This window comes from Kitasatospora sp. NPDC086791 (genome assembly GCF_040685975.1).
In the GTDB taxonomy this organism is placed as follows: domain Bacteria; phylum Actinomycetota; class Actinomycetes; order Streptomycetales; family Streptomycetaceae; genus Kitasatospora.
The window spans coordinates 656,992-683,671 of record NZ_JBFBOC010000001.1; the positions used below are offsets into that span (position 1 = coordinate 656,992).

The 26,680-nt window shown below is 69.0% G+C and carries 34 protein-coding genes; 28 read left to right on the forward strand and 6 right to left on the reverse strand.

The features are described from left to right. Positions 1-3: 3 nt before the first annotated feature. From AB0Q99_RS02970 to AB0Q99_RS03005, 8 genes are all read left to right on the forward strand, one after another. The gene (locus tag AB0Q99_RS02970; RefSeq protein ID WP_363567807.1) at positions 4-357 is read left to right on the forward strand and encodes a hypothetical protein; all 354 of its coding nucleotides are present in this window, start codon (positions 4-6) and stop codon (positions 355-357) included. Positions 358-367: 10 nt separating this feature from the next. Further along, positions 368-745, forward strand: coding sequence for a hypothetical protein (locus AB0Q99_RS02975; RefSeq protein ID WP_363567809.1), 378 nt, complete (start codon positions 368-370; stop codon positions 743-745). 14 nt (positions 746-759) lie between these two features. After that, positions 760-1,257, forward strand: coding sequence for a hypothetical protein (locus tag AB0Q99_RS02980; protein ID WP_363567811.1), 498 nt, complete (start codon positions 760-762; stop codon positions 1,255-1,257). 11 nt (positions 1,258-1,268) lie between these two features. Beyond that, positions 1,269-1,442 (forward strand): hypothetical protein, encoded by a 174-nt coding sequence (locus AB0Q99_RS02985; RefSeq protein ID WP_363567813.1) that lies wholly within the window; start codon positions 1,269-1,271, stop codon positions 1,440-1,442. Further along, positions 1,442-2,155, forward strand: a complete 714-nt coding sequence (locus AB0Q99_RS02990; RefSeq protein WP_363567815.1) for a hypothetical protein — start codon at positions 1,442-1,444, stop codon at positions 2,153-2,155. Before AB0Q99_RS02985 ends, AB0Q99_RS02990 begins: the two co-directional genes overlap by 1 nt. A 98-nt stretch (positions 2,156-2,253) precedes the next feature. Then, positions 2,254-2,838, forward strand: coding sequence for a hypothetical protein (locus AB0Q99_RS02995; RefSeq protein ID WP_363567817.1), 585 nt, complete (start codon positions 2,254-2,256; stop codon positions 2,836-2,838). A 109-nt stretch (positions 2,839-2,947) separates the two neighbouring features. Continuing rightward, positions 2,948-3,343, forward strand: a complete 396-nt coding sequence (locus AB0Q99_RS03000; protein WP_363567819.1) for a hypothetical protein — start codon at positions 2,948-2,950, stop codon at positions 3,341-3,343. Beyond that, the gene (locus AB0Q99_RS03005) at positions 3,340-3,654 is read left to right on the forward strand and encodes a hypothetical protein (protein WP_363567821.1); all 315 of its coding nucleotides are present in this window, start codon (positions 3,340-3,342) and stop codon (positions 3,652-3,654) included. The genes AB0Q99_RS03000 and AB0Q99_RS03005 overlap by 4 nt, the downstream gene beginning before the upstream one ends. Here AB0Q99_RS03005 and AB0Q99_RS03010 read toward each other — a convergent pair whose 3' ends face one another. Continuing rightward, positions 3,655-4,017, reverse strand: coding sequence for an HNH endonuclease (locus AB0Q99_RS03010; RefSeq protein WP_363567823.1), 363 nt, complete (start codon positions 4,015-4,017; stop codon positions 3,655-3,657). 402 nt (positions 4,018-4,419) lie between these two features. Here AB0Q99_RS03010 and AB0Q99_RS03015 point away from each other — a divergent pair, with 402 nt between their 5' ends. Beyond that, complete coding sequence (locus AB0Q99_RS03015) at positions 4,420-8,493, forward strand: hypothetical protein (RefSeq protein ID WP_363567825.1); 4,074 nt, start codon at positions 4,420-4,422, stop codon at positions 8,491-8,493. A 58-nt stretch (positions 8,494-8,551) separates the two neighbouring features. Here AB0Q99_RS03015 and AB0Q99_RS03020 read toward each other — a convergent pair whose 3' ends face one another. Further along, complete coding sequence (locus AB0Q99_RS03020) at positions 8,552-8,956, reverse strand: hypothetical protein (RefSeq protein ID WP_363567827.1); 405 nt, start codon at positions 8,954-8,956, stop codon at positions 8,552-8,554. 348 nt (positions 8,957-9,304) lie between these two features. Here AB0Q99_RS03020 and AB0Q99_RS03025 point away from each other — a divergent pair, with 348 nt between their 5' ends. The 13 genes from AB0Q99_RS03025 to AB0Q99_RS03085 all read left to right on the forward strand — a co-directional run bounded on the left by AB0Q99_RS03025 (position 9,305) and on the right by AB0Q99_RS03085 (position 19,556). After that, positions 9,305-10,552, forward strand: coding sequence for a hypothetical protein (locus AB0Q99_RS03025; protein ID WP_363567829.1), 1,248 nt, complete (start codon positions 9,305-9,307; stop codon positions 10,550-10,552). 25 nt (positions 10,553-10,577) lie between these two features. After that, positions 10,578-11,657 carry a hypothetical protein gene (locus tag AB0Q99_RS03030; RefSeq protein ID WP_363567831.1) on the forward strand — a complete coding sequence of 360 codons (1,080 nt, stop codon included), beginning with the start codon at positions 10,578-10,580 and terminating at the stop codon, positions 11,655-11,657. Continuing rightward, positions 11,654-12,856, forward strand: coding sequence for a hypothetical protein (locus tag AB0Q99_RS03035; protein ID WP_363567833.1), 1,203 nt, complete (start codon positions 11,654-11,656; stop codon positions 12,854-12,856). The genes AB0Q99_RS03030 and AB0Q99_RS03035 overlap by 4 nt, the downstream gene beginning before the upstream one ends. 22 nt (positions 12,857-12,878) lie before the next feature. Continuing rightward, a complete protein-coding gene (locus AB0Q99_RS03040) occupies positions 12,879-13,190 on the forward strand; it encodes a hypothetical protein (RefSeq protein ID WP_363567835.1) in 312 nt (103 codons plus the stop codon). Beyond that, positions 13,187-14,887 (forward strand): glycosyl hydrolase family 28-related protein, encoded by a 1,701-nt coding sequence (locus tag AB0Q99_RS03045; protein ID WP_363567837.1) that lies wholly within the window; start codon positions 13,187-13,189, stop codon positions 14,885-14,887. Before AB0Q99_RS03040 ends, AB0Q99_RS03045 begins: the two co-directional genes overlap by 4 nt. 66 nt (positions 14,888-14,953) lie before the next feature. Further along, positions 14,954-15,493 (forward strand): phospholipase D-like domain-containing protein, encoded by a 540-nt coding sequence (locus AB0Q99_RS03050; RefSeq protein WP_363567838.1) that lies wholly within the window; start codon positions 14,954-14,956, stop codon positions 15,491-15,493. Next, positions 15,490-15,933 carry a DUF1003 domain-containing protein gene (locus tag AB0Q99_RS03055; RefSeq protein ID WP_363567840.1) on the forward strand — a complete coding sequence of 148 codons (444 nt, stop codon included), beginning with the start codon at positions 15,490-15,492 and terminating at the stop codon, positions 15,931-15,933. Before AB0Q99_RS03050 ends, AB0Q99_RS03055 begins: the two co-directional genes overlap by 4 nt. Beyond that, positions 15,930-16,745, forward strand: coding sequence for a hypothetical protein (locus AB0Q99_RS03060; protein ID WP_363567841.1), 816 nt, complete (start codon positions 15,930-15,932; stop codon positions 16,743-16,745). Before AB0Q99_RS03055 ends, AB0Q99_RS03060 begins: the two co-directional genes overlap by 4 nt. Positions 16,746-16,757: 12 nt before the next feature. After that, positions 16,758-17,792: a glycoside hydrolase domain-containing protein gene (locus AB0Q99_RS03065; protein ID WP_363567843.1), complete on the forward strand. Its 1,035-nt coding sequence runs from the start codon at positions 16,758-16,760 to the stop codon at positions 17,790-17,792. Continuing rightward, a complete protein-coding gene (locus AB0Q99_RS03070; protein ID WP_363567844.1) occupies positions 17,792-18,043 on the forward strand; it encodes a holin in 252 nt (83 codons plus the stop codon). Before AB0Q99_RS03065 ends, AB0Q99_RS03070 begins: the two co-directional genes overlap by 1 nt. After that, positions 18,043-18,468 (forward strand): hypothetical protein, encoded by a 426-nt coding sequence (locus AB0Q99_RS03075; protein ID WP_363567846.1) that lies wholly within the window; start codon positions 18,043-18,045, stop codon positions 18,466-18,468. The genes AB0Q99_RS03070 and AB0Q99_RS03075 overlap by 1 nt, the downstream gene beginning before the upstream one ends. After that, the gene (locus AB0Q99_RS03080) at positions 18,465-18,830 is read left to right on the forward strand and encodes a hypothetical protein (protein ID WP_363567848.1); all 366 of its coding nucleotides are present in this window, start codon (positions 18,465-18,467) and stop codon (positions 18,828-18,830) included. The genes AB0Q99_RS03075 and AB0Q99_RS03080 overlap by 4 nt, the downstream gene beginning before the upstream one ends. A 261-nt stretch (positions 18,831-19,091) precedes the next feature. Further along, positions 19,092-19,556, forward strand: a complete 465-nt coding sequence (locus tag AB0Q99_RS03085) for an NUDIX hydrolase (protein ID WP_363567850.1) — start codon at positions 19,092-19,094, stop codon at positions 19,554-19,556. Here AB0Q99_RS03085 and AB0Q99_RS03090 read toward each other — a convergent pair. Continuing rightward, positions 19,553-20,983 carry a helix-turn-helix transcriptional regulator gene (locus AB0Q99_RS03090; protein ID WP_363567851.1) on the reverse strand — a complete coding sequence of 477 codons (1,431 nt, stop codon included), beginning with the start codon at positions 20,981-20,983 and terminating at the stop codon, positions 19,553-19,555. The genes AB0Q99_RS03085 and AB0Q99_RS03090 overlap by 4 nt on opposite strands. A 228-nt stretch (positions 20,984-21,211) precedes the next feature. Between AB0Q99_RS03090 and AB0Q99_RS03095 the strand changes: the two genes are divergently transcribed. Both AB0Q99_RS03095 and AB0Q99_RS03100 read left to right on the forward strand, forming a co-directional pair. After that, positions 21,212-21,715: a hypothetical protein gene (locus AB0Q99_RS03095; RefSeq protein ID WP_363567853.1), complete on the forward strand. Its 504-nt coding sequence runs from the start codon at positions 21,212-21,214 to the stop codon at positions 21,713-21,715. A 203-nt stretch (positions 21,716-21,918) separates the two neighbouring features. Beyond that, positions 21,919-22,176 carry a hypothetical protein gene (locus tag AB0Q99_RS03100; protein WP_363567855.1) on the forward strand — a complete coding sequence of 86 codons (258 nt, stop codon included), beginning with the start codon at positions 21,919-21,921 and terminating at the stop codon, positions 22,174-22,176. 40 nt (positions 22,177-22,216) lie between these two features. Here the strand turns inward: AB0Q99_RS03100 and AB0Q99_RS03105 are convergent, their stop codons facing one another. Beyond that, a complete protein-coding gene (locus AB0Q99_RS03105) occupies positions 22,217-22,459 on the reverse strand; it encodes a helix-turn-helix transcriptional regulator (RefSeq protein WP_363567856.1) in 243 nt (80 codons plus the stop codon). Between the two features lie 115 nt (positions 22,460-22,574). On the opposite strand from AB0Q99_RS03105, the gene AB0Q99_RS03110 reads away from it, so the two are divergent. After that, the gene (locus AB0Q99_RS03110; RefSeq protein ID WP_363567858.1) at positions 22,575-22,874 is read left to right on the forward strand and encodes a hypothetical protein; all 300 of its coding nucleotides are present in this window, start codon (positions 22,575-22,577) and stop codon (positions 22,872-22,874) included. Here AB0Q99_RS03110 and AB0Q99_RS03115 read toward each other — a convergent pair. After that, entirely contained in the window at positions 22,871-23,842 is a 972-nt protein-coding gene (locus AB0Q99_RS03115) for a hypothetical protein (protein WP_363567860.1), read from the reverse strand. The genes AB0Q99_RS03110 and AB0Q99_RS03115 overlap by 4 nt on opposite strands. 648 nt (positions 23,843-24,490) lie before the next feature. On the opposite strand from AB0Q99_RS03115, the gene AB0Q99_RS03120 reads away from it, so the two are divergent. Then, positions 24,491-24,763, forward strand: coding sequence for an SCO4226 family nickel-binding protein (locus AB0Q99_RS03120; RefSeq protein WP_363568207.1), 273 nt, complete (start codon positions 24,491-24,493; stop codon positions 24,761-24,763). Between the two features lie 55 nt (positions 24,764-24,818). Here the strand turns inward: AB0Q99_RS03120 and AB0Q99_RS03125 are convergent, their stop codons facing one another. Further along, positions 24,819-25,136, reverse strand: a complete 318-nt coding sequence (locus AB0Q99_RS03125) for an antibiotic biosynthesis monooxygenase (protein WP_363567862.1) — start codon at positions 25,134-25,136, stop codon at positions 24,819-24,821. A 109-nt stretch (positions 25,137-25,245) separates the two neighbouring features. On the opposite strand from AB0Q99_RS03125, the gene AB0Q99_RS03130 reads away from it, so the two are divergent. Together AB0Q99_RS03130 and AB0Q99_RS03135 are read left to right on the forward strand one after the other, a co-directional pair. Beyond that, positions 25,246-25,941: an MSMEG_1061 family FMN-dependent PPOX-type flavoprotein gene (locus AB0Q99_RS03130; protein WP_363567864.1), complete on the forward strand. Its 696-nt coding sequence runs from the start codon at positions 25,246-25,248 to the stop codon at positions 25,939-25,941. Positions 25,942-26,098: 157 nt separating this feature from the next. Next, a complete protein-coding gene (locus tag AB0Q99_RS03135) occupies positions 26,099-26,512 on the forward strand; it encodes an HIT family protein (protein ID WP_363567866.1) in 414 nt (137 codons plus the stop codon). The last annotated feature ends 168 nt before the right edge of the window (positions 26,513-26,680 follow it).

A 26,680-nucleotide genomic window follows, 5' to 3' on the forward strand; every position in this document is an offset into this window, starting at 1 on the left:
GGGGTGCTGCGGTTCTGGAACCGCACGATCACGATCATGCGCGGTACGGCGATCAACGCGTACGGCGACGCGACGGACGTCGGGGTACCCCTGTACACGGGGGTTCCTGCGGCGCTGGCGGAGACCGAGCAGGTTGCGTTCGACTCGGCGAGTCAGCGGCAGCAGATCATCCGCAGCATCACGTGCACGGTGCCGAACTGGGCTGATGTGCGGACGACGGACACGATCCGGGATGAGACGACCGGCCGCTATTTCATGATCGAAAGCATTTCGGAGCGGCCCGGGATCGGCTACTACCCGCCGCCGAAAACGCTGACGCTGCGCGCCCGCTCCGGCGTCACCACCGGATCGGACTGAGGAGGCTGCCATGGCCCACGCAGAGATCGACGGAGCCTGGGAACACGAAGTGACCACCGCGCTCGGAAGGCTGTTCGTCGAGCGGCTCGGCCCGGCCATCGCCGCCGACGCCGCCCGCTACTGCCCCCAGCACACTGGGGCGCTCGCGGCCAGCATCGAGCACCACATGGAGGGCCAGGACCTCATCGTGTCCGCGACCGGCGGAGCCGAGGGCCGCACCTACGCCGCGTACGTCGAGCTCGGCACCGGCCCGCACATCATCCGCCCCAACGGCAAGCAGGCCCTGCACTGGGAAGGCGCCGCCCACCCGGTTCGCGAGGTTCACCACCCGGGCACCCGGCCGCGGCCGTTCCTGCGGCCCGCGCTGTACCAGCAGCGCGGCGAGTAAGAGGATTTCCCGCCGTGACCACGCCCCTGCCGCTGGACGGCACCGACGAGCTCGTCTGCACGCAGTGGATCGCCACCATCCCCGGGTTCACCCGGACCATGGTCGGAACCACCCTGCCCCCAGACGTCAACGCTGACGGCACCCCCGCCCTGTGGGTCGCCACCGGGTTCGTCACTGTCGCCGTGGCCGGAGGCGGCCCCGACCCGGAGCTGCCTGTCAACTGGCCGGTGATGCAGATCGACTGCTGGGCCACCGTCCCAGGCAGTAACAAACCGCCCTGGAACCAGGCTGCGGCCCTAGCCGGCGCCATCCGCCGGGCCACCTGGGACCGGCGGAACATCTCCCGCCCCCTGCAGATCACCGCCAACGGGATCGCCTACCCCGCGGCGGCCGTACGGACGGCCTACATGCCCACAGCCTTCCGCCGCATCTACGACGACCAGGGGGATTACGCCCGCCTTCAGGCGGACTTGGCCCTCTCCTGGGTGACCGTCAACGACCGTCTCTACTGAACGAGGACCCCATGCCCCTGGTCCGCACCACCTTCTTCCCTGCCCCTGTTGAGGTTCCCGACGACGAGGTGCAGGTGCTCCGCGCGCAGGGCCTCCTTGTGGAGGAACCCGAGCCGCAGCCCGCCACCGACCCCGCACCGGCGCCCGCCAAGCAGGCCGCCGCCAAGCCGAAGGACGCCGCCTGATGGCCCGACTCGCCCTGACCGCGACCAGTCAGCCGAAGACCGGCTCCGCATCGCCGCTCAACCTCACCTCTCTCCTCGCCTCCGGCACCCTGGGGGCCAACACCGGCGTCAGCTTCGTGAACACCGGCCGCGAGGTGCTGCACGTCGCAGTCGGCCAGCTGGCCCCGCCGACGGCCCCGAGCGTGTCCACCGCCACCACCGGCGGCACCGTCGCCGCCGGTACCTACCAGGTCGAGGTGTCCTACACCAACGCCTCCGGCGAGACCGTCGCCTCCGCCTCGTCCAGCGTCACCACGACCGGCTCGACCTCAACAATCACGGTCACATCGCCGGCTGCCTCCGGGAACGCCACCGGCTGGTACGCCTACGTCACCCAGGCAGGCGGCGCCAGCTACACCCGCCAGCAGACCCTCGGCTCGCCGACAGCGATCGGCACCAACCTGACGCTGACCGCAGCGCCGACGAACTCGGGGGCCGCCCCGCAGGCCAGCAACACGACCGCGGGCAGCAGCACGGTCATCGTCAACATCGGGACGACGATCGAGGGCCAGCCCGTCACCGCGATCACGGCGTCGCTCGCCTCGAACGCGGTCAACGTCGTCGGCCCGTTCGCGTCGGACGTGAACCAGCCCAACGGGCAGATCTACGTGGATTTCGGCACGCCGGCGAGCGTCACCGGTGTCGCCCTGCTCCAGAACGCCGGCGTCTTCTAGCCACACACCCGCAGCACCGCCCCCGGCCCGCCATGCGGGCTTTTTTCATGCCCGCGCCCGGCAGTGGCGCCCGACCCTAGGGGATGATCCCTGTGGCTGTGAATGCCGCCAACTTGATACTCGGCCCGGCGCGTCTGTACGTCGCCCCGTTCGGCTCCACCGAACCTCTCGACAGCGCCGTCACGCCGAACGGCCCCACGACCCCGCCGTCCTCCCCGTGGACCGATGTCGGCGGCACCGACGGCGGCGTCACGTGGGAGGTCGACAACACGTACACCGCACTGCAGGTGGACCAGATCACGATGGAGGTCGGCGCCCGCCTGACCGCCATGAAGATGACGGTGACCGCCAAGCTCTCCGAGATGACGCTCGGCAACCTGCAGACGGCCCTCAACAACATCGGCACCCTGGCGACGAACTCGGGCTACTCGACGCTGGACATCCCGGTGACCTCCGCGTCCACGCAGCCCAGCTACGCGGCGCTGATCATCGACGGTTGGGCGCCGATGCTCTCCAGCGGCCAGCCGGCGCTGCGGCGGGTCATCGTCCGCAAGGTGCTGTCGCAGGTGAAGGCGCAGCTCGCCTACGACAAGAAGACGCAGCAGGCGTACGACTGCACCTTCAGCGCGTACTACGTCAGCAGCAGCATCCCGCCTGTTCACATCGTCGACCAGACCGCGTGACCCGGGCCGGGCCCCGCGAGCCTGACGGCACCAGCCGCGTGCCTGCTTGTCGTGTATGCGGGTCGCCGGTCCCGACTCTCCTCCACTCCTACCGCCCTCAGGAGGGCCTATGGCCGCGAAGGTGACCGCCAGCAAGAAGGCGGCTGCCCGCCGAACCCCGCCCGCGCCGGCGCCCGCACCACGCGCGGCCGAGCCTGAGTTCGAGGTGCTACGTCTCAGGACCAGCCCGCAGGCGGACACCGAGATGGTGCCGTTGTTCTACATCGACGACGTCGAGTACTGCATCCCGAAGCGCCCCCGGATGAACATTGCCTTGCAGTTCATGCACCTTGCTAAGGACGAGGGCGATGCCACCGCTGCGGACTTCCTGCTCGGCAGCCTGCTTGGCGAGGATGGCTACCGGGCGCTACGTGAGTACGACCAGCTCACCTCGGAGCAGTTTCAGCAGATCACCGCCGTGGCCACCCGGCTGACCATGGGCGCTCTGGAGCTCCCAAAAGCGTGATCGACCGGGTGGTTCAGCTTGGCTGGGTTCTGGACCACCTCGACGACCTGGCCTCCGACTTCAGCGTGTTCCACCGGATCCCTGATGTCACGACTCTGGACGGGCCGACGTTCCTGCGCCTGGCATGGCGGATGCCGGCGTACGAGGGCGTGATGCGCGCCGCCGCTCTCGCCGCCCGCGAGGCGGATACCGGACCCGCGCCACGGATGGCGCCAGGACGCCAGGAAGAGATCAACCCGGGGACGCGCACAGCCCTGATGGCCGACCCGGCGTTCGCCGGCCTTTTCAGCTATGGGTCGTCCCGGGGGTGATCACTCCTCCACCGCGTAAGGCATCGTCTTCACCCGATACGCTGCGGCAGCGGCTGCCGCCTCTTCCTCGGTGTCGAAGACCCCTAGGTAGCGCTGTGCGACCACGGCTTTCCATCGCCCACTCCACAGGCCACGCTTCTTCACCTTGTAGACGCCCCGATATCGAGACTCGGTAGGCTTCCCTTTGAACAGCTTGGTGCAGCCCTGGTTCTGAACCTGGACCTTGGCTTCCGTGATCCGCAGGTTCGATCGGCGATTGTCTAGCCGATCCCGGTTGATGTGGTCACCCTCTTTGGGGTTCCCGAGCTCCAAGCCCAAGATCACGCGGTGCATCAGAATCGTGTGCCGCTTTTGCTTCGGCACTTCGTGCAGCTTTCCTCGATGACTGGAGACTGCGTTGGCTACACGGACTCCAGGGCGAGGCACCCAACCACACTCCGGACAAACGCTCGGGGTCGAGCGCTGACTCGTCCGCGCGGCATACCCATGCGGGTTCAGTCGCCACCTGTATCGACTTAGCTCTTCGAAGTCACAGTCATCGACCTGGGCATAGGAAACCACCGGGCCGGGTACGGCCCAGGTTCCACCCGTGTGCAGCGGTATGAGTATGCGTCAACTATATGACGGCGCAGGCCAGGCGACCGAACTGCTCCTCTCGCGGATTCAAGAATTCTGCGCTTGAAAGCGGCATGACCGTGCCGCGAAGGGGGTGATGTGAGGATGCCGGAAGGCTTCCGATAGCGCATCGCAAGCGCATGGGTAAAGGTGTCGCCGGACCTGGAGGGGTTCCGGGAGGAGCTCCAGGCCAAGCTGGACGAGGCCACTGCTGGCGAGCGGGCCCGGGTTCGAGTTCACCTCGACACCGGCGAGCTCGACGCCGGAGCCGAAAGGGCGCGGGCCACGGTCGACGAGCTCGGCGCCCGCACCGCCCGTCCGAACGTGCGGTTGGAGGACGGCGAGGCTACCGCGAAGATCGGTGAGATCCGGGAGCGCCTCCAGGCGCTGTCTTCCACCGACCCGTCGCCGCGGGTGCGTGCCGACATCTCCGACGCACAGGCCAAGGTCGAAGCGATCGAGGCGAAGATCGACCGGCTCAGCTCGGTCATCGCCCGGCCCGCCGTCACGCCGCAGATGGCGTCGGCGCAGGCCCAGATCGACGCCCTGACAGCGAAGCTGGAGGAGCTGAGCACCAAGGAGGCGACCCCCAAGGTCACCGCCGACATCGCGAAGGCGCAGAGCCGGCTGGAGATCCTCCGGGCGCGCCTCGACGAGCTGCAGACCCGGGACGCGCAGGTCCGTGTCCAGGCGTCCGCCGGCCTGACCCGCGCCATGGCGGACTTGGACCGCCTGTTGGCGAAGCTGGCCGAGCTCGACTCGAAGGAAGCCAGGGCTCGCGTCAACCTCGACGACGGCGAGTTCAACGCCAGGGTTGACCGGGCTGAGGCACGGCTGAAGAAGCTGAACGGGGAGTCGGCAAAGCCGCGCGTCGGCGGTTCGGGCGGCGAGGGCGGTTTCGGCAGCTTCTTGTCCGAGTACAAGCTGCCGATTGGAATCGCCGGCGGCATCACCAGCCTCCTGCCCAGCATCGGTGGAGCCGCGATGGGCGGCGGTCTGCTTGCGGGCGCCGGTGCGCTGTCGCTCGGTCCCGTCGCCAAGGCGTTGGGGGATGCCCATCAGGCGGCTTTGAACATCGGCATGCTGCCGCAGCAGGTCGCCGCGATTCAGTTCAGCAACTCCGTGCAGAAGCAGGGGGCGCAGGAGCAGGTCACCACGGCGCGCATGCAGCAGGCGCAGGACGCGATTACTGCGGCCCGCAGTATCGAGTCGGCGCAGATGAACCTGGCGTCGGTGGAGCGGTCCACGGCGGCGCAGCAGGTGCAGGCCCTGCAGTCGGTGGTGCAGGCCGAGCAGGGCGTTCAGCAGGCCAACTACGCCCTGTCCGAGGCGCAGTACAACCTGAACCAGGCGTGGGAGCGGGCGAGGGAGAACCTGCGTCAGCTGAACGACCAGCTCGCGGACAGCCAGCTGAACGTCGAGCAGGCGCAGCTCGGCATCAAGCAAGCGGAGTATCAGCAGAAGCTGGTGAACGAGAACGCCTACTCCACGGCGTTGGACCGGCAGCAGGCCACGCTCGCGGTCGCGCAGGCGCAGCAGCGGCTGGTGGATGCGCAGGACGAGCTGGCCGCGTCGCAGTACAACGCGAACCGGGCGAACCAGGAGGGCATCGACGGCTCGCAGGAGATCATCAAGGCCAAGCAGGCCGTGACGGCGGCGCAGTACGGGCAGACCGACGCCCAGGCCCAGTACGCGATCGCGCAGCAGAACCTGACGAACACGCAGCTCAACAACGTTTCCCAGGTCAAGGAAGCGCAGATGCAGCTGGCGGCAGCCGTGCAGGAAGCGGCCTACCAGCGGCAGATGGACGCCCGCAGCGTCGCCCTGGCGGAGCGCAACGTCTCCAATGTGGTTCAGGAGCAACAGCTCCAGTGGGCCGTGATGAAGGCGACTGAGAACGAGGCCGCCAACCAGTTGGCCAAGGACTTGTCGCGGATGACTCCGGCGATGCGCTCGGTGATGGAGCAGATTTTCGGGATGACGGGCGCGTTCCGGGCTATGCGGGATGCCGCGCAGAACGCTGTCGCTCCGGGCCTGTCGCAGTTCATCACTGGCCTGTCTCAGTCGATGCCTGCGCTGACGGCCGGTGTGACGGGCATGGGCGCGGTCATCGGGCAGGCTTTCGGCTCGATTGGCAAGGCGCTGCAGTCGACTGGCGGGAAGGAAGTCCTTCAGGGGTTGATCGATAACGGCCTGAAGTTGGCGCAGACCGTCATTCCTGCGATTGGTGGCCTTGCCGGAGCCCTGGCAACGCTGGGCTCGCAGAAGGGCGCAGCAGATGGTCTGGCTGGTGTGGTCGCGGGAATCGCCAATGGTCTGACAGCCGTGGTCAGGGCCGTTTCGCCGTTCGTGGGGTCGTTGTCGTCAGTGCTCGGCACGCTCGGGCAGGTTCTGGCCCCGCTCGGCTCCTTGTTGGGGACGGTCGTGGGTCAGGAGGCGCAGGCGTTGGCGCAGGCGCTTGCGGCTCTGCTGCCAGCGGTGTCGACCCTTACGGGCGCGCTGGGACAAGGACTGAGTCCGGTCTTCCAGGCCCTCGGCGGATTTTTGCCGCTGGTGGCTCAGGCAATCACTGGGATTGTTCAGGCGTTCGCGCCTCTGCTACCAGTGGTCGGGCAGATAATCGGCCAAATCGGCTTGAGCCTGGAGCCGCTGTTCCAGGCGCTAGTGCCGATCGTGCTGCAGCTCGCCCAGTTGCTGACGAAGGACCTGCAGGTCGGGCTGCTCCAGACCCTGCAGGCGCTGCTGCCGTTGATCCCGGTCGGTGTGAGGCTGATCGAGTCGCTGCTGCCGCTCGTCAGCCTGATTCTTAAGCTCGGCGGCATTTTCATTGATTTCGCGGCCAAGCTGGTCGGCCCGGTGATCAGCGGGCTCGTTGCCGTCGTTGGTGCGGTCGGCAATTTCGTGTCGAACTGGCGTGAGGCTGTCGACTGGATCGAAGTCAAAGCCTCGTGGTTGTGGCACAACGTGTTCGAGCCGTTGTGGGAAGGTATCCTGCACGGTTCCGACAATTTCGTCAGCGGTCTCAAGTCGACCTGGGACGTACTCAAGGATGTCTTCAAAGCTCCTGTGAATTTCTTGATCAACACGGTCTACGACAACGGTATCGCCAAGCTCTGGAATCAGGTCACCGGTGCGATCGGCATGCACAATCTGGACTTGCCAATCATCACGGGTTTCGCCACCGGCGGTGTCGTCCCCGGGTACGCCCCGGGTCAGGACACTGTGCCGGCGATGCTGTCGCCGGGCGAGGGTGTGCTGGTGCCGGAGGCGGTGCAGGCGATCGGCGCCGATACGGTGCACAGCCTGAACGCGGCTTACGGCGCCGGCCGGCAGTCCGTCGGCAACCACTTCTCCGGCGGCGGCATCATCAGCGGGATCGGGCATGTCGTCGGTGACCTGATCGACAAGGCCGTCGACATCGGGAAGATCACCGCCGCGCTAGCCACGGGCAACGGTGAGGCCCTGTCGAACGCGCTCAGCAAGTTCATCGGAACCCAAGGCGACGTGGGGAACTACAGCAAGCTCATGCTCGGCATTCCCACGTCGCTGATCAAGAGCATGGTGCAGGCGATCCTCGGCGCGCGCCCGGCTGCCCCTGCCGGGGGCGGTGGGGTGATCCCGTCCGGCGACCACCTGACGGTCATCGACCAGGCGCTCCAGGCGGCGGGCGTGCCTCCGCCGGGCACGCAGGACGAGTGGCGGGCCGGTCTGAACACGCTGATCACCCGCGAGTCCGGTTGGAACCCGCGGGCGATCAACAACACGGACATCAACGCCCAGAACGGAGACCCGTCCCGGGGTCTGGCGCAGACGATCATGTCGACGTTCCTGTCGAACCACGTCGCAGGGACCAGCACTGACATCTACGACCCGGTCGCGAACGTTGCCGCGGCGATCCACTACATCGTGGGCCGCTACGGGAGCATCAGCCGCGTGCAGCAGGCCAACCCGAACCTGCCGCCGAAGGGCTACGACCAGGGCGGGTGGCTGATGCCGGGCACGATGCCAGTGAACGGGCTTGCCAGGCCCGAGGCGGTGTTGACGCCGGAGCAGTCGGAGGCGTTCGTTGCTCTGGCCCGGCATCTCGCCGCGCAGGGTGTCGGGGGTGCGTCGTTCGGCCGCCAAGTCACCGTGGAGCAGCACTACCACGGCACTCAGCTGCCGACGATCGAACAGCAGGCCGACATGCAACGCCGCCTGGCGCTCACGCTGAGCGGCGCCTGACCGCCGGCAGGAGGGCCCCGCGGGGCCACCGCGGTGTTCTCTCCTGCCGGGCCGCCGGCTATGCCTTGCTGATCCGGGTGACGCCCACCCACAGCTGCTTGAGTTGGGAGGGGGTCAGTGATGGGTCGGGGTTGAGATTGACTTTCAGCGAGATCGACTTGCCCGGCCCGATGGGTGCCGTTGTCGCGTCGACCCCGGGCCCGCCGGATCGCCCGGTCGCACCGCCGATGGCCTGGGTCACGTGAAACGTGTACCGCAGTGGCGCAGCGCAGGGGTTCGTGACCTCGAACGTCACGATGAGCACGCCCGCGTCGGCCTGGGCATCGATGAGCTGGGCCTCGTTGCCGGAGTCGTCGGCCGGCACGGCGCACGGGTCGGCGGCGGTCTTCATGACCTTGACGTCTTCGAGTTCGGGCGCCCCCTGGGCTGGCTTGTACGGGAGGCGTGCGGCCGGGATCGCCACTTCGAGGCGCCCGGGCGCTCCCGTTGCCGGGGTTGTCGCCGCAGCGGATGCAGGGGCTGGTGTCGGAGTCGGGGCGGGCGCCGGAGTTGCCGTCGCGGCCGGTGACGTGGTCGGGCTTTCCGTCTGGACCGGTGTCCGGATCGGTGCTGCGGCCGGCTGCGTGGCGGTACTGGCACAAGCGGCAGTCAGCAGGACGACACCGGCGAGGGCCGGCATGACACGACGCACTGAGTCCCCAAAAGGCTGTGACGGGTTGGTGCGGCCAGTGTGGCAGCGCCCTGGGCAGCGCCTTATGGCCCTTTGCCGGACTGTGACCGATTCAGCGTGATGCGCCGGAGGTGGTGACGGGTGGTGCAAGCCGTCGCGGGCCAGCCGTGGACTCTCTACCTCAATTTCTACAACCAGACCGGCGGAGCCCTGGTCGACCCGTCCGCGGTGCAGCTCGACATCACCTACGGCCAGCAAGTCGGGTTCGTCGCGGACGTCGCAGGCCCGTACACCTACCAGGGCGCCAACCGGCCCGTCTCGGGCCAGGTGTGGCGGATCGGCGTCGGCCAGTACGCCTGCACGTGGAACGTGCCCGCAACGGCCCCCCAGGGCGTGTACGTCGCGAACTGGGCGTGCCAGTACGGCAGCAACACGTTCCTCGGCGTCGAGGACTTCTCTGTCACCGGCGGGTTCACTCCCCCGGTCCCGGCGAGGGACACCGGGTTCTGGACCGGCGGCCTCATCTTCGGGAGCCTGGACATCGAGTTCGGGCAGGTGGACAGCAACGGCATCGCCTGGCTGTGGCAGAAATTGGAGGGCTGGGACGGCCCCGATGTCCAGGGCGCGGGCGTCATCGCCCGCTCCGGCGATCACGGCGGCTGGGCGTCACCGCAGTTCTACGCGCCGCGCACCCTGACCTGGACCGTCACCGCCTCCGCTCCGACACAGGCCCTGCGGGATCAGGCCCGCGCGCTGCTCCAGCAGGCGGTCCCCATCAGTGGGCTGGCGCAGCTACGCTACGACGAGCCCGTCCCCAAGTACGCGTGGGTGCGGCGCAGTGGCAAGCTGACTGAGGCCTACCCCACCCTGACCGACGTCACGTTCACCGTTGGCCTGGTGGCACCGGACCCGCGCAAATACGGGACTGTGCAGCGCTCTCTCGTGATCGGCGTGATGCCAGCCACTGCGGGCGGAAGCATGGTGACCCCGTTTACGGTGCCGTTCACCGTCAAGGCGTCACCGCCGCCCGGCGTGTCCGTGGCGACCAATGCCGGCGGCTTCGGATCGCCGCCGGTTGTGGTCATCACGGGGCCGGTGACCGGGCCTACCCTGACCAACCTGACGACCCGGCAAACGGTGTCGTGGCCGACGCTGACGCTCAACACCGGCGACTCCTTCGTCGTGGACTTCCTGAACCGCCAGGGCTTCGTCAACGCCTCCACGATCTCCACCACTCCAGGTGTGCCGTCAAGCGGCGGCACCTTCTGGCCAGCCGACATCAACTCCGCCTGGTGGCACCTGTCGTCGGGCTCCAACCAGGTGCAGTACGGCGGCGGGACAGGCACCGGCTCGACAGCAACGATCTACTGGCGGGACGCGTGGGTGTGACACCGCGCCGCAGGGAGGGACTCCGATGGCAACCCAGGTGACCACCAGCCTGCCCATGTGGCTCACGGGCGCCACCTACGACGCCAACAGCGGCAACGACCTGCGAAACAGCGGAGTCACCGCCTACTTCTACGACCAGGGCATCGCCACCGGCACCACGATCGGCGTCCTCGGTGGTGTCGTCGGCGGCACCGGCCTCGCGGTGAGCCCGGGCACTGGCATGACGGTCACGGTGCAGCCCGGCTCGTACGTGGTGCCCAACTCGTCGACCCCGACGGCAGGTGGCTATGCCTCGACCCTGTCGACGCAGGCGACGCTGGCCGTGCAGACTGCGGACCCGTCGAACTCGCGCATTGACATCGTCGTCGCGTACGTGTCCGACGTCGGCAGCTCATCCTCGTTCGGGGCGATCCAGATCATCACCGGCGTAGCCGGGCCCTCGCCGTCGGTCCCCACGGCCCCGGCGAACTCAATCACCCTGGCACGACTGACGGTCACCGCCGCAGCAACATCCATCACGGCCGGGATGCTCTCGGACGTACGGCCGTTCACCGTCGCCACGGGCGGCATCCTCGTCGCGCCACGGGGCTCGGTCAACGGGTACAAGGGGCAGATCGCCTACGACCCCGCGTCGAACGCGTTCTACCACAACAACGGGACGACCAACGCCACTCAGCTGCACGTGCTGCCGTGGGTGCCGATCATCCAAACGCAGACCGCGAACTTCGTGTTCGACGGTAGCGAGCAGACCGTACTGTCGGCCACGATCACCACCGACGGCAACACCGACATCGAGATCTACTTCAAGTACGCGGGAATCGGCTGCAGCCGGGGAGTCGGCACCTCGTTCATCGCCACCTTTCGCATGTACGTTGACTCGTCTGCGGTCGACGGCACGTGGACACCGAGCCTGCCTGGCGACGGCACGATCTACAACGGCTCCGCCTGGTCGTACTTCACGAGCTCCGGTGCGGGCGACACTCCGAGCGCGGGAACGCACACGGTCAAGGTCACGGCCCAGAACGGCAGCGGCCTGTACTCGACCACGATCGCCGCCTCGGGCACTGCCAAGACGCTCCTGCGTGTGGGGCCGGGCGGAATGTGAGCGCCTACACCTACGCTTCCACCGACCTGATATCCGGACGGGTCCTCGCTGACAACCTGCCGCTCACCGTCCAGTCGTTCGGGATGCAGCTCAACGGGTCGGGCACCCTGACCGGGTCCCTCGCTCTCAACGCGGAGCCAGCAGTCAACGCGCCAGCCGTCGCCGCGCTGGAACCCCGCCGCTCGGTCCTGTGGGTCCTGCAGGACGGCTACCCGGTGTGGGCTGGCGTTGTCTGGGACTGGCCTGACCAGGGCCGCGGGCCGGGCACTCTGCCGATCTCCGCGCAGACGATCGACACGCTGTGGTCACACCGGCTGATCACCGACACCATCATCTACCAGCAGGTCGACCTGTTCACCGCCTTCATGGACCTGTGCCGCTACGGCACGTCCAAGCAGAGTTCCTATATCTCGTCGGTCTCGCCGGCCGCGACACGAACTCCTGCGTACCTGGCGATGGTTGCACAGAATGGCGGCGTGGCCCGCCTGGTGATGCCTCAGGGCGCCGCCGGCACATCCGGGGTCCCATGGACCGCCTCCTACACGTACTCGGACCTGACTCAGATCAGCGGCGCGTGGCAGGACATGTGCGCGAGCGGCAACCTGGAGTTCGCCTTCGTCCCCGGCCTCGACTCCTCCGGCAACCTCGCGATCTTCCTGCGGCTCGCCTATCTGCAGATGGGACGCACCGCCGCCTCATCCGGCTACAACCTCATCTACCCCGGCAACGCCATCGACTACGGCTACCAGCGCACCGGCAGCCAGAGCAGCAACATGGTGTGGGCCACCGCCCCGCCCAACGGCGCAGCCCTGCAGTGGCAGTCCGCATACCCGCACGGCGCCGACCCCGTCGACCTGGCCGGCGGCGTGTACCCGCTCATGGAGTCCAACGTCTCCTGGCAGGGCTCCTGGGTCGTCTCCCAGGCTCAGATCGACGGATTCGCCGACGGCGAGGTCGCGATGAAGACGCGGGCCATGACCAACCCGATCGTGACTGTCGGCGCCGGATATCCCCGCGTGCGGGACATCATCCTGGGCGACGCCACCACCCTGGTCGCCACCTCGCCGCTGCACCCGCCCGGCCCCAACGGCCAGCCCGGCCTGCAGCAGCGAGTACGAGTCGTCGGATGGACGGCGTACCCGCCGGGCCCGCAGCAGGCCGAGAAGATCCAGCTCCAGACGTCGGCCGTGGGCGCCTGACACAGGAGAGAGGAGGCCGGCGGTGCCCCGCTACCCCGACCCGCTGGAGGCCCGGTTTGCCGGGACCATGCAGAACATCCAACAGCGCATCAGCCGGCTCGAAAACCGGACCACCAGCATCGACTCCGGGTTCCCGCTGGCAGCGCTGCCCGCCGTCATCGACCCGGCCTACAGCAGCGGCCAGCCCAAGGCATACATCAACGGGGCCACGGCGCTGACCGGACCGTACCGGCGCCTGTCGTCCTACACCCCGACCGCGGGCGACTCCGTACTCGCCATGCCCGTCCGCATCGGCCAGGTCGGCACCTACGTCATCCTCGGGAAGCTCATATGACGGCCTCCATGTACGGCGCGGCGGACCGCGTCGCCAAGGCCGGCGACACCATGACCGGCGCGCTCGTCCTCACCGGCAGCCCGCCGGCACAGGTACCAGCCGGTGCCGCCACCGGCAGCGTGCTCACCTCCGACGCCTCCGGCAACCTCACCCTGCAGGCACCCGGCGCGGTGTCCGGCACCGACTACCTCAACGTCAAGGCCTACGGCGCCAAAGGCGACGGAACCACCAACGACACCACAGCAGTCCAGTCCGCACTGACCGCGGCCGCCACCAAGGGCGGCACGGTCTACTTCCCGGCCGGCACCTATGTGCTGTCGTCCGCACTCGCGCCAGCCAACCAGGTCAGTCTCCTCGGCGCCGGCCCCGGCGCCACCGTGCTGAAGCAGACCTCCACCACGGCACACGGCATCGCCTACAACCCGACCACCCTCACCTACGTCTCCGTCCAGAACCTCACCGTGCAGGGCCCCGGATCCGGCACGGGCGTCGGCCTGTACGTGCAGGCCAACAGCGGGGCGAACCCAGTCACCTCATGCCAGGTCAACAACGTCGCCATCACTGCGTTCGGCAGCCACGGCGTCCAACTGGTCGCGGCCACCGGGTGCAGTCTCGCCTCCGTCAACGTCTCCAGCGTGGGCGGCCACGCCTTCTACCTGTCTGGTGGCACCGGCAACACCCTCGACGCCTGCATCGCCACCGGCAGCACCAGCACCCAGCAGGGCTTCAACCTGTCATCGGTGTCGTACACCGCCCTCACCGGATGCAAGGCGTCCGCCTGCGGCGGCGGCTACCTGATCACCAGTGGCTCCGCCAACGCCCTGAACTCCTGCGGTGCCGAGAGCATCGTGTCGCAGGCCAGCCAGGACGGCACCAGTTTCAAGGTCTCCGGCGGGTCCGTTCACACCCTCACTGCCTGCTACAGCAACGTCAACAAGGCGTCGGCGTTCTGGGTGACCGGCAGCGCGACAGGCGTGTCCCTGGTCAGCGTTCAGGAGGCCTCCCCGGGTGCCGGGGCAACGTCCTCCATCAAGGTCGACACCGGTTCCAGCGTCACCGTCATCGACAGCGCCACCGTCACCGCGACGAGCTACGCCTCGTCCACGACGAACAGCGTCACCGCCGCCACGGTCACCCTGCCGGGCGCTGTCACGGCAGGCAGCGCCACCGTCACCGGGAGCCTGAGCGCCGGCAGCGGATCCGTCTCCGGGAACCTGTCCGTCACCGGGAACCTGACGGTGTCGGGCATCGGACAGCGGGTCGCCGCCTACAAGGGCTCCAACCAGTCGGTGACCAGCTCGACCACCCTGGTCAATGACTCCGCTCTGGTCGTGGCGCTGGCGGCCAACGCTACGTACCGGATCGACGGCTACATCTCCTACACCGGTGACAACTCGCCCGCCGGTGACCTTCAGTGCACCCTCACGGTCCCCAGCGGAGCCACCGGCTCCTGGTCGTCGTTCGGGGTCCCGACCGGCGCCCTGACGGCTTACGACGCGGTGGCGATCGGCTTCGCGACGACCCGGCGGCTCGGCACGAATGGCACCGGCACGCCGATGGCGCTCAGGCCCGGCGGCGTGGTGGTCACCGGCGGCACCGCCGGCAACCTTCAGTTCCAGTTCGCGCAGGGCGCGTCCAGCAGCACGTCCACGACCGTCAGGTCCGGCTCTGTCCTGATCGCCACCCGCATCGCCTGACGGGCCCACCACCTGCCACCACGCCCCGGCCACCCAGGGGGCGCCTTCATGCCCCGGAGGAACCCATTGGCGCTCGCCAGCCTCGCCTCTCTCGACCAGCACAAGACCAGCGGATTCCCACCCGGCTACCCGCAGGACGTCCGCACCTGGTACTCGCCGGTCGATGACGTCCACGGCGTCCTACTCGACCTGATCCGCTCCGCCACCTCAAGTCTCGTCGTAGCCATGTATGGCCTCGACGATGACGAACTCGCCGACGCGATCCGGGAGAAGCTCATCGACGAGCATGTGTTCGTCCAGCTCACCCTCGACAGTAGCCAGGCTGGCGGCGTCCACGAGCGGCTGCTGCTGGAGCGGGAGGCATACCCCGCGTCGAGCGTGGCGGTCGGCCGCTCCGAGCACGGCGCCATCATGCACCTCAAGATGCTGATCACCGACGGAGTCGACGTCGTCACGGGCTCCACCAACTGGAGCCGCTCCGGCGAAGCGCTCCAGGACAACCAGACGACCGTCATCCGGGACCCGCTCGTCGCCGCCGAGGCCCGCGCCCGCATCGACGCCATCCACCACCACATGCTGAACGCGACGAAGCGGGCAGGCTCGTGAGGGCCGCCGATGCCTCGGGGCCCTCGGAGCACCTGCACCCGGCGAACCAGGCCCGGCACGACGATCGGACGCTCGGCGACCGTGTCGCCGACGGTCTGGCCGGCGGCATGGGCAGTTGGCGGTTCATCATCGCCCAGGCGGCGTTCACCGCGGCGTGGATCGCGGCGAACACGTTGCACGGCTGGTCCCGGTGGGATGAGTATCCGTTCGTCCTGCTCAACCTCGTCTACTCGTTCCAGGCCGGCTTCACCGGGCCGATACTCCTGCTCAGTCAGAACCGGCAGGCGGAACACGACCGCCTGCGCGCGGAGCACGACTACGAGGTGGACAGGGAAGCCCTGGCCTGGACGAAGGCCATCGCCGCACACCTCGGCATCACCGATCCGGCGGCCGAAGTGACCGCCATCGACGGCACTCTCACCCGCAAGGAGGACCGATGACCCGAGCCCTCGGACGGTTCGTCGACCACGACCCGCGTTCACTGGCATACGCCCACGGGGTCCTGCCGCAGTCGGCACTGACCACCACGTCGTGGACCCGGCGTATACCCGTGCTCGATCAGGGTCAGCTCGGGTCGTGCACCGGAAACGCCGCGACCGGCCTGCTCGGCACGGACAGTGCCGGCCGCATGGGGGCAGTCACCGTCACCGTCAGCGCGGCCGGTGCCGCAGCTTCCCACGGCGCCTTCCAGGCCGGTGAGCACCCTCTGGACGAGGCCTTCGCCGTCAGTCTCTACTCGCTGGCCACCGTGTTGGACGGCGCGCCCGGGCAGTACCCTCCCGCCGACACTGGGAGCAGCGGTCTCGGCGTCGCGAAGGCGCTCAAGGCCTTGGGCCTCGCGACGTCGTACACCCACGCTTTCGCCCTGTCCGCGGTGCGCTCCGCCCTGCAGTCCGGTCCTGCGCTCCTCGGCATCCCGTGGCTCCAATCGATGTTCACACCAGCTGCTGACGGGCGGATCCCGGTCGACCAGTCCTCCGGCATCGCGGGCGGCCACGAGATCGAGATCACCGGCTGGGATGCCGACTCGGACCGCTTCTGGCTGACCAACTCCTGGGGCACCGGCTGGGGACTGGGTGGCCGGGGCTACCTCGCGGCACCGGATCTGCAGTGGCTGCTGTCCCAGCAGGGCGACGTCACGGTACCCGTGCTCTCAGCCCAGCCCACGCCCCAGCCGGCCCCGGTGCCAGCGAACCCGGACGCGGCGTTCGCGGCGGCGGCCCATACCTGGCTGACGGCCAAGGGCCTGTGAGAGGAGCCTGCTGTGACCTGGGGAGTCGACTACCCGTGGACCCACCCGTCGGCCGCCTCGCTGCAGGCCGCCGGCGCGAGCTTTGCCATGCGGTACCTCAGTACCGACGCCTCTAAGAACCTGAGCCGCGCGGAGGCCAATGACCTTGCTGCGCACGGCATCTGGTGCGGCGTCGTGTGGGAGACGACCACTGGCCGGGCCTTGGCCGGACAGGCCGCCGGCGCCGCCGATGCCCGGACTGCGGCAGCTCAGGCCGTCGCCTGCGGCATGCCGGCGGACCGGCCGATCTACTTCGCCGTTGACACCGACACCAACTGGACTTCCGTACAGCCCTACTTCGCCGGCGTGGCCAGTGTCCTCGGCGCGGCCCGGACCGGCGTCTACGGCGGTCTGCGCGTCGTCCAGGGCGCCGCAGCCTCCGGGCTCGTCGCCTGGTACTGGCAGACCTCCGCCTGGTCCGGCGGCGTCTGGGATCCGCGCGCGCACCTCCAGCAGGGCGGCGGCATCACCATCGGCGGCGTCGACTGCGACCGCAACACCGCCACCACCACCGACTACGGGCAGTGGATGCCCGGCCGAACCCCGACTCTGCAGGAGGACGACATGCCGTTCACCGAGGACCAGATCCGCACGATGATCCGGGAAGAGGCCAGCGGCGTCGACGTCCGCAACGCCAACGCGTACGCCATCACCTGGTTCCTGCAGAAGATCCTCTCCGGCGACCAGATCCCGGGCGACGCATGGGGCAGCCTGCCGACCGACACGCGCAGCGCCCTCGTCAGCCTGGTCGGCGACGCCACCTGGAACCACCAGCTCCCCAACATGGTCCGGCAGGCCGACGGCTCCTGGGGTCCGGATGGCACCAGCAAGCAAGCCTACTGGTGGCTCGTGTGGCAGGACGTGTTCCAGGCCCAGCTGCTGGACGCCATCAAGGCCGCCGAGCTCACCCCTGACCGGCTCCACCAGGCCCTCGCGGACGGCGTCCTGCGCGTGCAGGTCACCGTCGGCGCGGCCTCTGACACCAACACCCCGAAGGGAACTTCCTGATGGCTCAGATCGAAACCAAGGTCAAGGCTGCCACGGTCGCCGCCTACCTGGGCTCCACCGCGCTGCTCGCCGACCTGACCGCGGTACAGAACCAGCCTGGCCTCGTCAGCTGGATGCCCGGATGGCTCGCTCCGTTCGTCCTCTCCCTCATCCCCACCGCGATCACGGCCGTGGCCGGCTACCAGGCCAGGCACACGCCGCGCCCTGACCTGATCCCGCCCGTCGCAACCGTCAAGCCCCTGGAACCGTGATGCGGGCGGCGGTCCACCGCGCCGCGCGCCGGCTGGGCCGCCGCGGCGCCGTCCTCGCCCTCAAAGGGGTGATGGCCGCGGTCTACGGCTACTCGTTGCTCGTCCAGCCGCCCCAGGACACGAGGGGAATCCGCCTGTTACTCGACCTGATGCCGCTGCACGCGTGGGCGTGGGCGTGGATCGCCGCAGGCCTGCTCGCCATCGTCTGCGCGTGGCGCCCACCGGGGCGGGACTGGCCCGGCTACCCGGCGATCTACCTCGTCGTCGCCCCCTGGGCGCTGGGCAGCCTGGCTAGCTGGTGGCTGTATGACAACCCTCGTGGATGGGCGTCGGCCGTCGTCTGGGGATCGTTCTGTGGCGTGGCGCTCATCGCCGCCGAATGGCCCGAACCACCGCACGACCAGCACGACCGGAGGCGCCCGTGAGTGGAGAATCGTGGGCCGCCATCTCCGCGGTCGGTGCCGCAGCTGTCACCCTCGGCGGCACCGTCTACACCGCGCGCGCCAGCCGCAGGTCGGCCAGCCAGGAGCGGCGCGACGACTTCCGTGTCGTCACTGACCGCATGCAGCACGAGCTTGATCGGCTCGGTAAGCGGATCGACGAGCAGGAACTGGAGTCGGTTCAGCAGCGGGCTCGTCTTGCCGGGCAGGAGTACACGATTCGCTACCTCGCAGGATGGGTTCGCAGCATGGTCGGTTTCGTTCGGGCGTCCGGGCTGGAGCCGCCTCCGGCTCCGCAGCCCGTGCCCGAGGACGTCCGCCCGTTCCTGCAAGGCCTCGACGTATGACCACGCCCCCGCTCGGCCACGTGCCGGGCGGGGGCGCTTCGTCGTCTCCAGGCTCTCAGGCCTGCTCGCCGTCGAGCGCGGCCGTGTGCAGGGGGCAGCAGGTCAGCGGGGAGATCAAGGGCGGCCATGCGGACATCTAAGGCACCTCTGGCAGGATGACGCCGACCGACCCACCGAGATCATGAGGTGCCTGTGAGTAGCGAGTGGACTGTCCACGGCAGCCGGCCCATCTACACCAGCCCCTGGGTAAATCTGGACCTCGTGGACGTCGAGCCTCCGGGCCGGGACCGGTATGAGCATCATCTGGTGCGGTTTGCTCCGGTCGCCGCCACCGTGGTTCTGAACGGCCAGGACGAGGTACTGATGATGTGGCGCCACCGGTTCGCCACGCAGACCTGGAACTGGGAGATCCCCAGCGGCATCGTCGAGGACGGGGAATCCCTGGAGGCTGCCGCCGCCCGTGAGGTGCTTGAGGAGACCGGCTGGCAGGTGGACGCGGTTGAGCCCCTCGCCTACAACCAGCCGATCGGCGGGATGTCGAACGCGGAGCACCACGTGTTCCTTGCTCGCGGCGCTACCTACGTCGCGGCGCCGGTGGACACCCACGAGGCCGACCGGATCGAGTGGATCCCACTGGACCGGATTCAGGAAATGATCGACCGCCGGGAGATCGTGGCCGGCGTCGCGGTCACCGGTCTGCTCCAGGTACTGGCCCGACGCTCCTAGCCAGCCAGTGCCGGCACCGGCACCGCAGCGATCATCTCGCGCAGGTCGGCGACCACCGGCATTCGGGCCGCTCGCGCCGGAACGGCAGCGACCACGTCCCGGGCCCTGGAGACGACGATGCCTGTCCGGTGCTCGGCTGGAATGGCGCCGAGGGCGAGCATGCCGACCTGGGCGGCCGTTGCGATCTCGCCGACTCCGATCAGGCTGGTCGCCTGGTCCATCGCGATGAGCGCCCGGTCGAGGTGTTCGTCGGGGGCGTACAGGGCGAGGGCCTCGTCGAGGGCAAGCTGGGCGCGACGGGTGTCGCCGAGGGTGGTGTACATGCTGCCGATGTGCCAGCGGAGTTGGCGTTCGGTGTAGCCGTAGGCGAGGTCGCTGGTGTGGCTGGTGTCGAGGCGGGCGAAGGCCCGCTCAGCCAGTGTCATGGCCTGGCGGGCGTCGTCGGCACGGCCCATGCGGGCGAGCGAGCGCGCCTCAAGGGCGGGTGCCCACGCTGCAGTTGCGCAGAGGGTGTTGCCAGCCAGGAGCCGGGCGCGTTCGGCGAGACGGGTGGCTGCGGCGGGGGCGCCGTAGTAGAACGGGATGACGGCCTCGCGCGCCACAAGCCACGCACGGAGGGCCCGGTCGCCAGTCTCCTCGGCGGCGAGTTGGGCGCATCGGAACCATCCGCGGGCTTCTCGGTGCTCGCCGAGGGCAACGAGGGCAATGCCTGTGGTTGCGGCGAGTCGGGCGGCCACGTGGCAGAGCCGGGACCGGTGGTCGGCGTGCTGGCTCCGGCCGAGCAGTGACCGCACCTCAGCGAAGTCGAGGACGGCGCCGGCGAGGATCTCCCCGGGCGGGGTGTGCTGGTACGCCTGCCCGTACTCCGTGGCGGTGTCCTCCCACTGGTCGATGGTGGTGTCCGCGATCGAGCCGGTGAGGGTGTGTGTCATCTCCTCCCGGACGCTGGCCAGGGCGGTCATGACCGTGCTCGGGAGAGTTACTCCTGCTGAGCCGAGCAGGCTGCGGAGTATGGCGTGCCGGGTGTCCGCTGCGACCGGCGGGGCAGTGACGTTCTCGTCGTGGGTGACTCCCGGGAGGGTGGCGGGGTGCTGCTCGGTGCCGGGAGGCGTGTAGTCGGTGCCGTATCCGAGCCGGTCGGGGCGGGTCTGGTAGAGACGGCAGAGACTGTCGAGCCGCGGGTCGCTAGGCCTGCTGGAGCCGTGCTCCCACGAGGAGAGCTGTTGCACGGTGGCGCGGTGCCCGAGCTCGGCGAGCGCTGTCACCGCGTCCTGCAGTGTCCAGCCCCGGGCGAGCCGGGCGGCCTGAAGGGGGGAGACCTCGCACTGATTTGCGATCGCGTGGACGAGCTGCCAGGAAGTCCAGCCTGAGGTGTGGGCCTGGGTTACGAGGCTGGCCGCAGCCTGCCGGGTGTTGGCACGGGGCATCAGCGGCTCCAGTCTGCGGCGGATGGCGTGACTACACGTTAGGTCATGAGTAGGTGTCGGTCGGTTCGGTTTCATCACGCTGCCGTGAAGAACGGGCGCGGGTTCGGGTGGCACGGTGAAACTGTCCGCTGTTCATGTCGGGACCGCCATTTACGGAATCCGGCCGATGGGCCGATCCTCTCGGCATGGTCACCCCGGCCCACCCGCAGTGCATCGAGGAGACGGCACATGTTGAGCACTGACAGCCTGACGGTCGCAGTGGACGGCCACCTGGAGAGCGTCACCAAGCCGGCGCCCGAGGCCCTGGACGCGCTGTGGCAGACGGTCCGCCAGTTGCCGATCAGCGCGTACGAGCTGCGGGCGATGGAGTGGCTGCTCGGTTCTGGTAGCACGGCTGACCTGGAGCGCATGATGGCCGGATCCGGCTCCGTCGACTGGCCTCTCGGGCTGGCCGACGGAGGCCAGGCCATCGTCCGGGTCTGGCACGGCGACGGCCTGACCCCGGCGCAGAGGGTCGCCGCCCGGTATCGCGTCGAGGAGTCGCCGGCCGACGAGCGGGGTCGCCGCCCGTGGGTGATCCGGGACTCCGTGACCGGCGGTCTGGTCACCGCCGGCTCCAGCGGGGTGCGCCCGTTGGAGTTCGCGATCCGGGAGTCCGCCGACGCGTGGATCCGTGGCCAGGTGAATCTCGCCGGGTACCGCGTCATGCCGTACGTCCCGGCCGCCCGGTGACCGCAGTCGGGGGCGTTCCGGTCGCCCCGGTCGAGTACGGGCGGTGTGCCGGATGCTGGGGCTGGGGGTGGGGTCCGTGGGTCGATGATCTGACCGCTGGCATTGCCCTGGTGCAGCACTGCCAGCCGCGCGAGCCAACCGCGCCGTGCGTGAGCGCCGACCACGCCACGATGGTGAGTCCCACAACGACGGAAGAGGACGCCATGAGCGGCACGGTCCACCCGAACGAGCAGGGCCGGTGGCGCGGCCAGCGCGGCCGCGGATCTCGCGGCCCGACCCGGCTGCCGATGCACCCCGTGATGCCCCTGCCCGACGAGACCCCTGCGGTCGAGGAGATGGAGGAGACCATGAGCGACGACGGTCAGAACCCGGCGTCCGGCGGATCCGGCGGGATCGGCGGTCCGAAGGCGCCGCCGACCGGTCCGAACACCCCGCCGCCGCCGAACCCGCCGAGCGAGTAGCGGCTCCCGGCCTGCCGTACGGCGGTGCGGTCGGCCAGGGCTACGGGTCGCGCAGGAGTCGCCACGTTGGCACGCCGAGAGCCAGAGAGAGGCGTACCAGTTCGTCGAGACCGACGTTCCGGTGCCCGTTCTCAACGCGGGAGATGGTCTTGTTGTCCACGCCGGACAGCGCTTGTAGCTGGACCTGGCTGAGTCCTCGCTCGCGCCGCAGTGAGCGCAGCCGGGAGCCGACCGCCCAGCGTTCCTGCTGAAGCAGGTTCGGTAGATGATCATCGGCGCGCACCTACCCACGGTTGTAGGTGCGGCCCGTGTCAGTCTTTACCCAATCGGGTAAAACGAGCAAGGTCACAGGCGAACCAAGACGGCCGGCACCCCTATCCGAAAGTTCGTTCGATACTATGCCTACTGCCACCCGGGGGGACAGAAACCGGGAGCACACCCTGATCAGCGGGGCCTACACCCTCACAATCAACGGCATCGCCGCACCCACAGAACACCGGACCATCGAGGAGGCCACAGCCGAGCTCCGAGCAGTCCTCGGCTCGCTCCCCCTCGCCCCGGCCGAACGCAACGCGTTCCGATGGTTCCTCGCCGACCCGAACCGAGTCGGCGACTACCTCACGCGCGACGGCCAGATGGCATTCACTTTCACGATCAACGAAACCTCGTACACTGCCGTCATCCGCCCGACCGGCTAGCCACCGTTCCGCGCCCACCAATAGACGAGCTGCACCACGTTTGCGCTCCCCGTCAACGACCTCAGCTCGGCAACCCGTGACGCGACCGTCCGCTTCGATATAGCCAGCTCCTCTGCGATCTCGTCATACTCCTTACCCTGACTGAGACCGACGAGAATCCGCTGATGCCCGTCAGTGAGTCGGGGCGCATCCTGCCGCGAACCATCCCAGATCTGGGCGCGCACCCAATCACGCTCAAAGATCGAACCGAAGAGTGCGACGAGCCCTTCATCGGTAACGAACATCGCCCTATCGGGCGCCCTTCCGTCCCCTTCCCACGGTGTCAGGACCGAGACGACCGCAACCCTGCGATCGATGATGATCGCCCTATTGAAATCCACGCTCGTCCGGACCTGCGCACCCTGCTCGGTGACGGTCTGCGCCCACCGGCACGTTGGCCCGTCAGACCTGACACTAGGCAGGTAGATCGTCCGCATCCGGGCCCCACGTCCCAACACGGCGAGGTCCCGCTGATACGACAGCGCCAACATCTCAGCCGGCCGCGGCCCCGTCGGCTGGGCTGTGAGCAGCTCCTTCTGACAGGAATCCAGCAACGGCGTCAGCGCACGGTTGATCGCCTCATAACCCGTCACGTACTCCACGCCGACTCCCGGACGGCTCGGGTGCACGCGCTGCCACGCAGTCAGCAGGTCCCTCAGCTGACTCGGGACCGACTGCGCCTCCAGGAGGAGCTGGCTAGCCATCGCCTGAAGGTTGCCTTGCCAGTCCCGCACGGTCTCCTGGACGTCGAGGGCCACGTACTCGGCCTCCCGGTGCGGATGTGGGGCAATCAGGCCGACGCCAAGGAGTTGCTCCCGCTCCGGGCTGGGCGGGGGACTGGGCTCCTCGGCGGTGAGCACTCTCAGGTAGAGGGCTTTGGCTGCAGGCGTGAGAAAGAGTCGACTCTCGGACACGCCCGAGTTGCCCATTAAAGCCCCCATTTGTCCCGACTTACCACTTTGCATGAGGATGCAACTTTCAGATGCTAGCCGGTGAAGGCTTGATTCAAAGCGGAACCATCCCGAACACTAGGACGGACGAAGCCCAACACGCTCCGTACCCCACGCCCTCAGCAGCGGAAGGGGACTCCATGTCCACGCGCAGAACCCTACGGCGAACCGCGGCAGCGATCATCATCGCTGCCGCTGCCATTGCCGGCCCAGCATCCCTGACGCACAACAACGCGCCGGACCACAGCGTCGCCGACTCGACCTGGGGCGGCGTTGCACCACCACAGCCGAGCCCAACTCCGACCTCCAACCCCGGCGCCTACGCTCCAATGGACTCCACCTGGGGCGGCTGACCACACAAAGAAGCCCGGCCGGCGGCGGCTAGCTGCTGGCCGGGCTCAACAACTCCCGCCTCGTGGAGTCCGCTTGCCTCGGACACCAGAAGCGCGGGGGCTGGGGGGCTTGGTAGCCCGGATGCCAGATCCTGCCTGGATCCTAGCTACCTCGCTGCCGGTGCTCATACCCCCCGAATAGCGGGGCGAGGGCATCGGCAGATGCCAAGCGGATCCCACGGGTCGCTGGCCTCCAGCACTGGGCCGCTCCGTCAGGCTTCCTATCCACCCGTGCCTGGCGGGGCGGCCTACACTCACTTTAGAAGGGTCATTGGACGTCCATCACGGGATGACCGGAATCACGGCCGACATGCTCAGGCAGGCCCACGCGGCCGACCTGGCGGTCGAGAGCGAGGAGGGCGTCCACTTCGAGCAGGCGTGGGCGGACCCGGAGTCGGGCACGGTGTACTGCCTCTCCGACGCGCCGTCCAAGGAGGCCGTGCAGCGGGTGCACACGCGCACCGGGCACCCGGCGGACGAGATCCACCCGGTGCCGTTGACCGTGTGAGCCGGGTTCTGCCGGTGACCGTCGTCGGGCTCTGCCGGTGCCTGTGTGAGTCGGGTCAGAGTGCGGCGGGTCCGGTGACCTGCAGGAAGTGGGTGACCTGCGGAGGGTGGGCGAGGTAGCGCAGCTCGCCCTCCGACCAGACCGGCCGGATCCGCCACATCGGCCCGGCGTACCCGCGCAGGGCCTCCTCGTCCCGCCAGCGGCTCACCACCAGCACCCGGTGCCCGTTCTCCTCCGAGACGGAGCGCAGCAGCTCGCCGCCGAGGCAGCCGTCCGTCCGGCCCAGCTGCGGGATCACCTGGGCGGCCAGGTGGGCGCAGAACTCGTCGGTGTGACCGGCCAGCACCTGCCCGGCCCAGATTCTGACAATCACGACCACCACCTCCGGCCGGCTGCGTCCCCTGTGCCCATTATCGGCGGAAAACCGCTGGCGGCGAGGGGCGGGACCGGGCGGGTCGAGAGGGCTCGGCTAGATTCCCGGTATGACCACCACACCGGAAGCTGTCGTTCCGTCAAGCACCAGTCCGGACCGGCCGGGCGGCCTGTTCGAGGCCCTCCGCGCGGGGGCCCTCAGCGACCCCGCCCAGCTGCGCGAGATCTACGAACAGCCCGGCGACCACGCGCGCCGCAAGCAGGTCGACCACCTGCACGAGGCCGCGCAGCGCCTGATCGCCTGCGCCTCGCTGGTCTTCGTCGCCAGTTCCGACGCCGCCGGGCGCTGCGACGTCTCCCCGCGCGGCGGGCCGGCCGGACTGGTCTCGGTGCTCGACCGGTACACCCTGGCCATACCGGACGCCACCGGCAACAAGCGGTTGGACACCCTGCACAACATCCTGGAGACCGGCCGGGTCGGACTGCTCTTCGTCGTCCCGGGCCGGGACACCACGCTGCGGGTGAACGGCCGGGCCTGCGTCTCGACCGACCCGGAGCTGCTGCGCGGGCTGACCGCCGTCGGCAAGCCGCCGCGCAGCGCGATCGTGGTCGCGGTGGAGGAGGTCTACGCGCACTGCCCGAAGTCGCTCCTGCGGGGCTCGGCGTGGAAGCCGGAGAACTGGCTCGGCAAGGACGAGCAGCCGAGTTCGGCGGAGATCACGCTCTCGCACCTGCGGGACGGGTCGCTGACCATCGAGATGATCGAGCAGACCGAGCGGGAGGCGCTGCTGTACCGGTACGAGTGAGCCCGGCGGGGGGCTCGGGACAGCCTGGGAGGTCGGCGGGGTGGCGCGGGGCCCGGCGGCGGGGCGGCCGCACCCGGTCGGCGTCCGGTCGGGTGAAGCCGGGTCCGCGGCGGTTCGCCGGGATGCCGGGGCTGCCGCCGGTGGCTTGAATGGACGGATGGACTGCGTCTTCTGTGCGGTGGTGGCGGGCGCGGAGCCCGCGCACCGGGTGCTGGACGAGGAGGCCGCGGTGGCCTTCCTGGACCGCCGGCCGCTGTTCCCCGGACACGTCCTGGTCGTCCCGCGCGCCCACCACCGGACGCTGGCGGACCTGCCGGCGGGCGAGGTGGGACCGTTCTTCCTGCAGGTGCAGCGGGTGGCGGCGGCCGTCGAGCGCGGACTGGGCGCGGCGGGCAGCTTCGTGGCGGCGAACAACCGGATCAGCCAGTCGGTGCCGCACCTGCACGTCCACGTGGTGCCGCGCAATCCGAAGGACGGGCTGCGCGGGTTCTTCTGGCCCCGCGGGACGTACCCGGACGAGGCGGGGGCGGCGGAGGTCGCGGCCCGGCTGCGGACGGCGTTGGCGGGGTGAGCGGCGGACGGCGAGCGCGTGCCGTACGGGGTTCTGCCGTACGGGGTTCTGCCGCACGGGGCTCTACCGCGTCGGGCGCGGCCGGACGTACATCCGGAGGGGTATCCGGGGCGGCCGAAATCCTTTTCGGGTCTGACGAGTCGGCAGGTCGGGCCGCCTAGGCTCGCT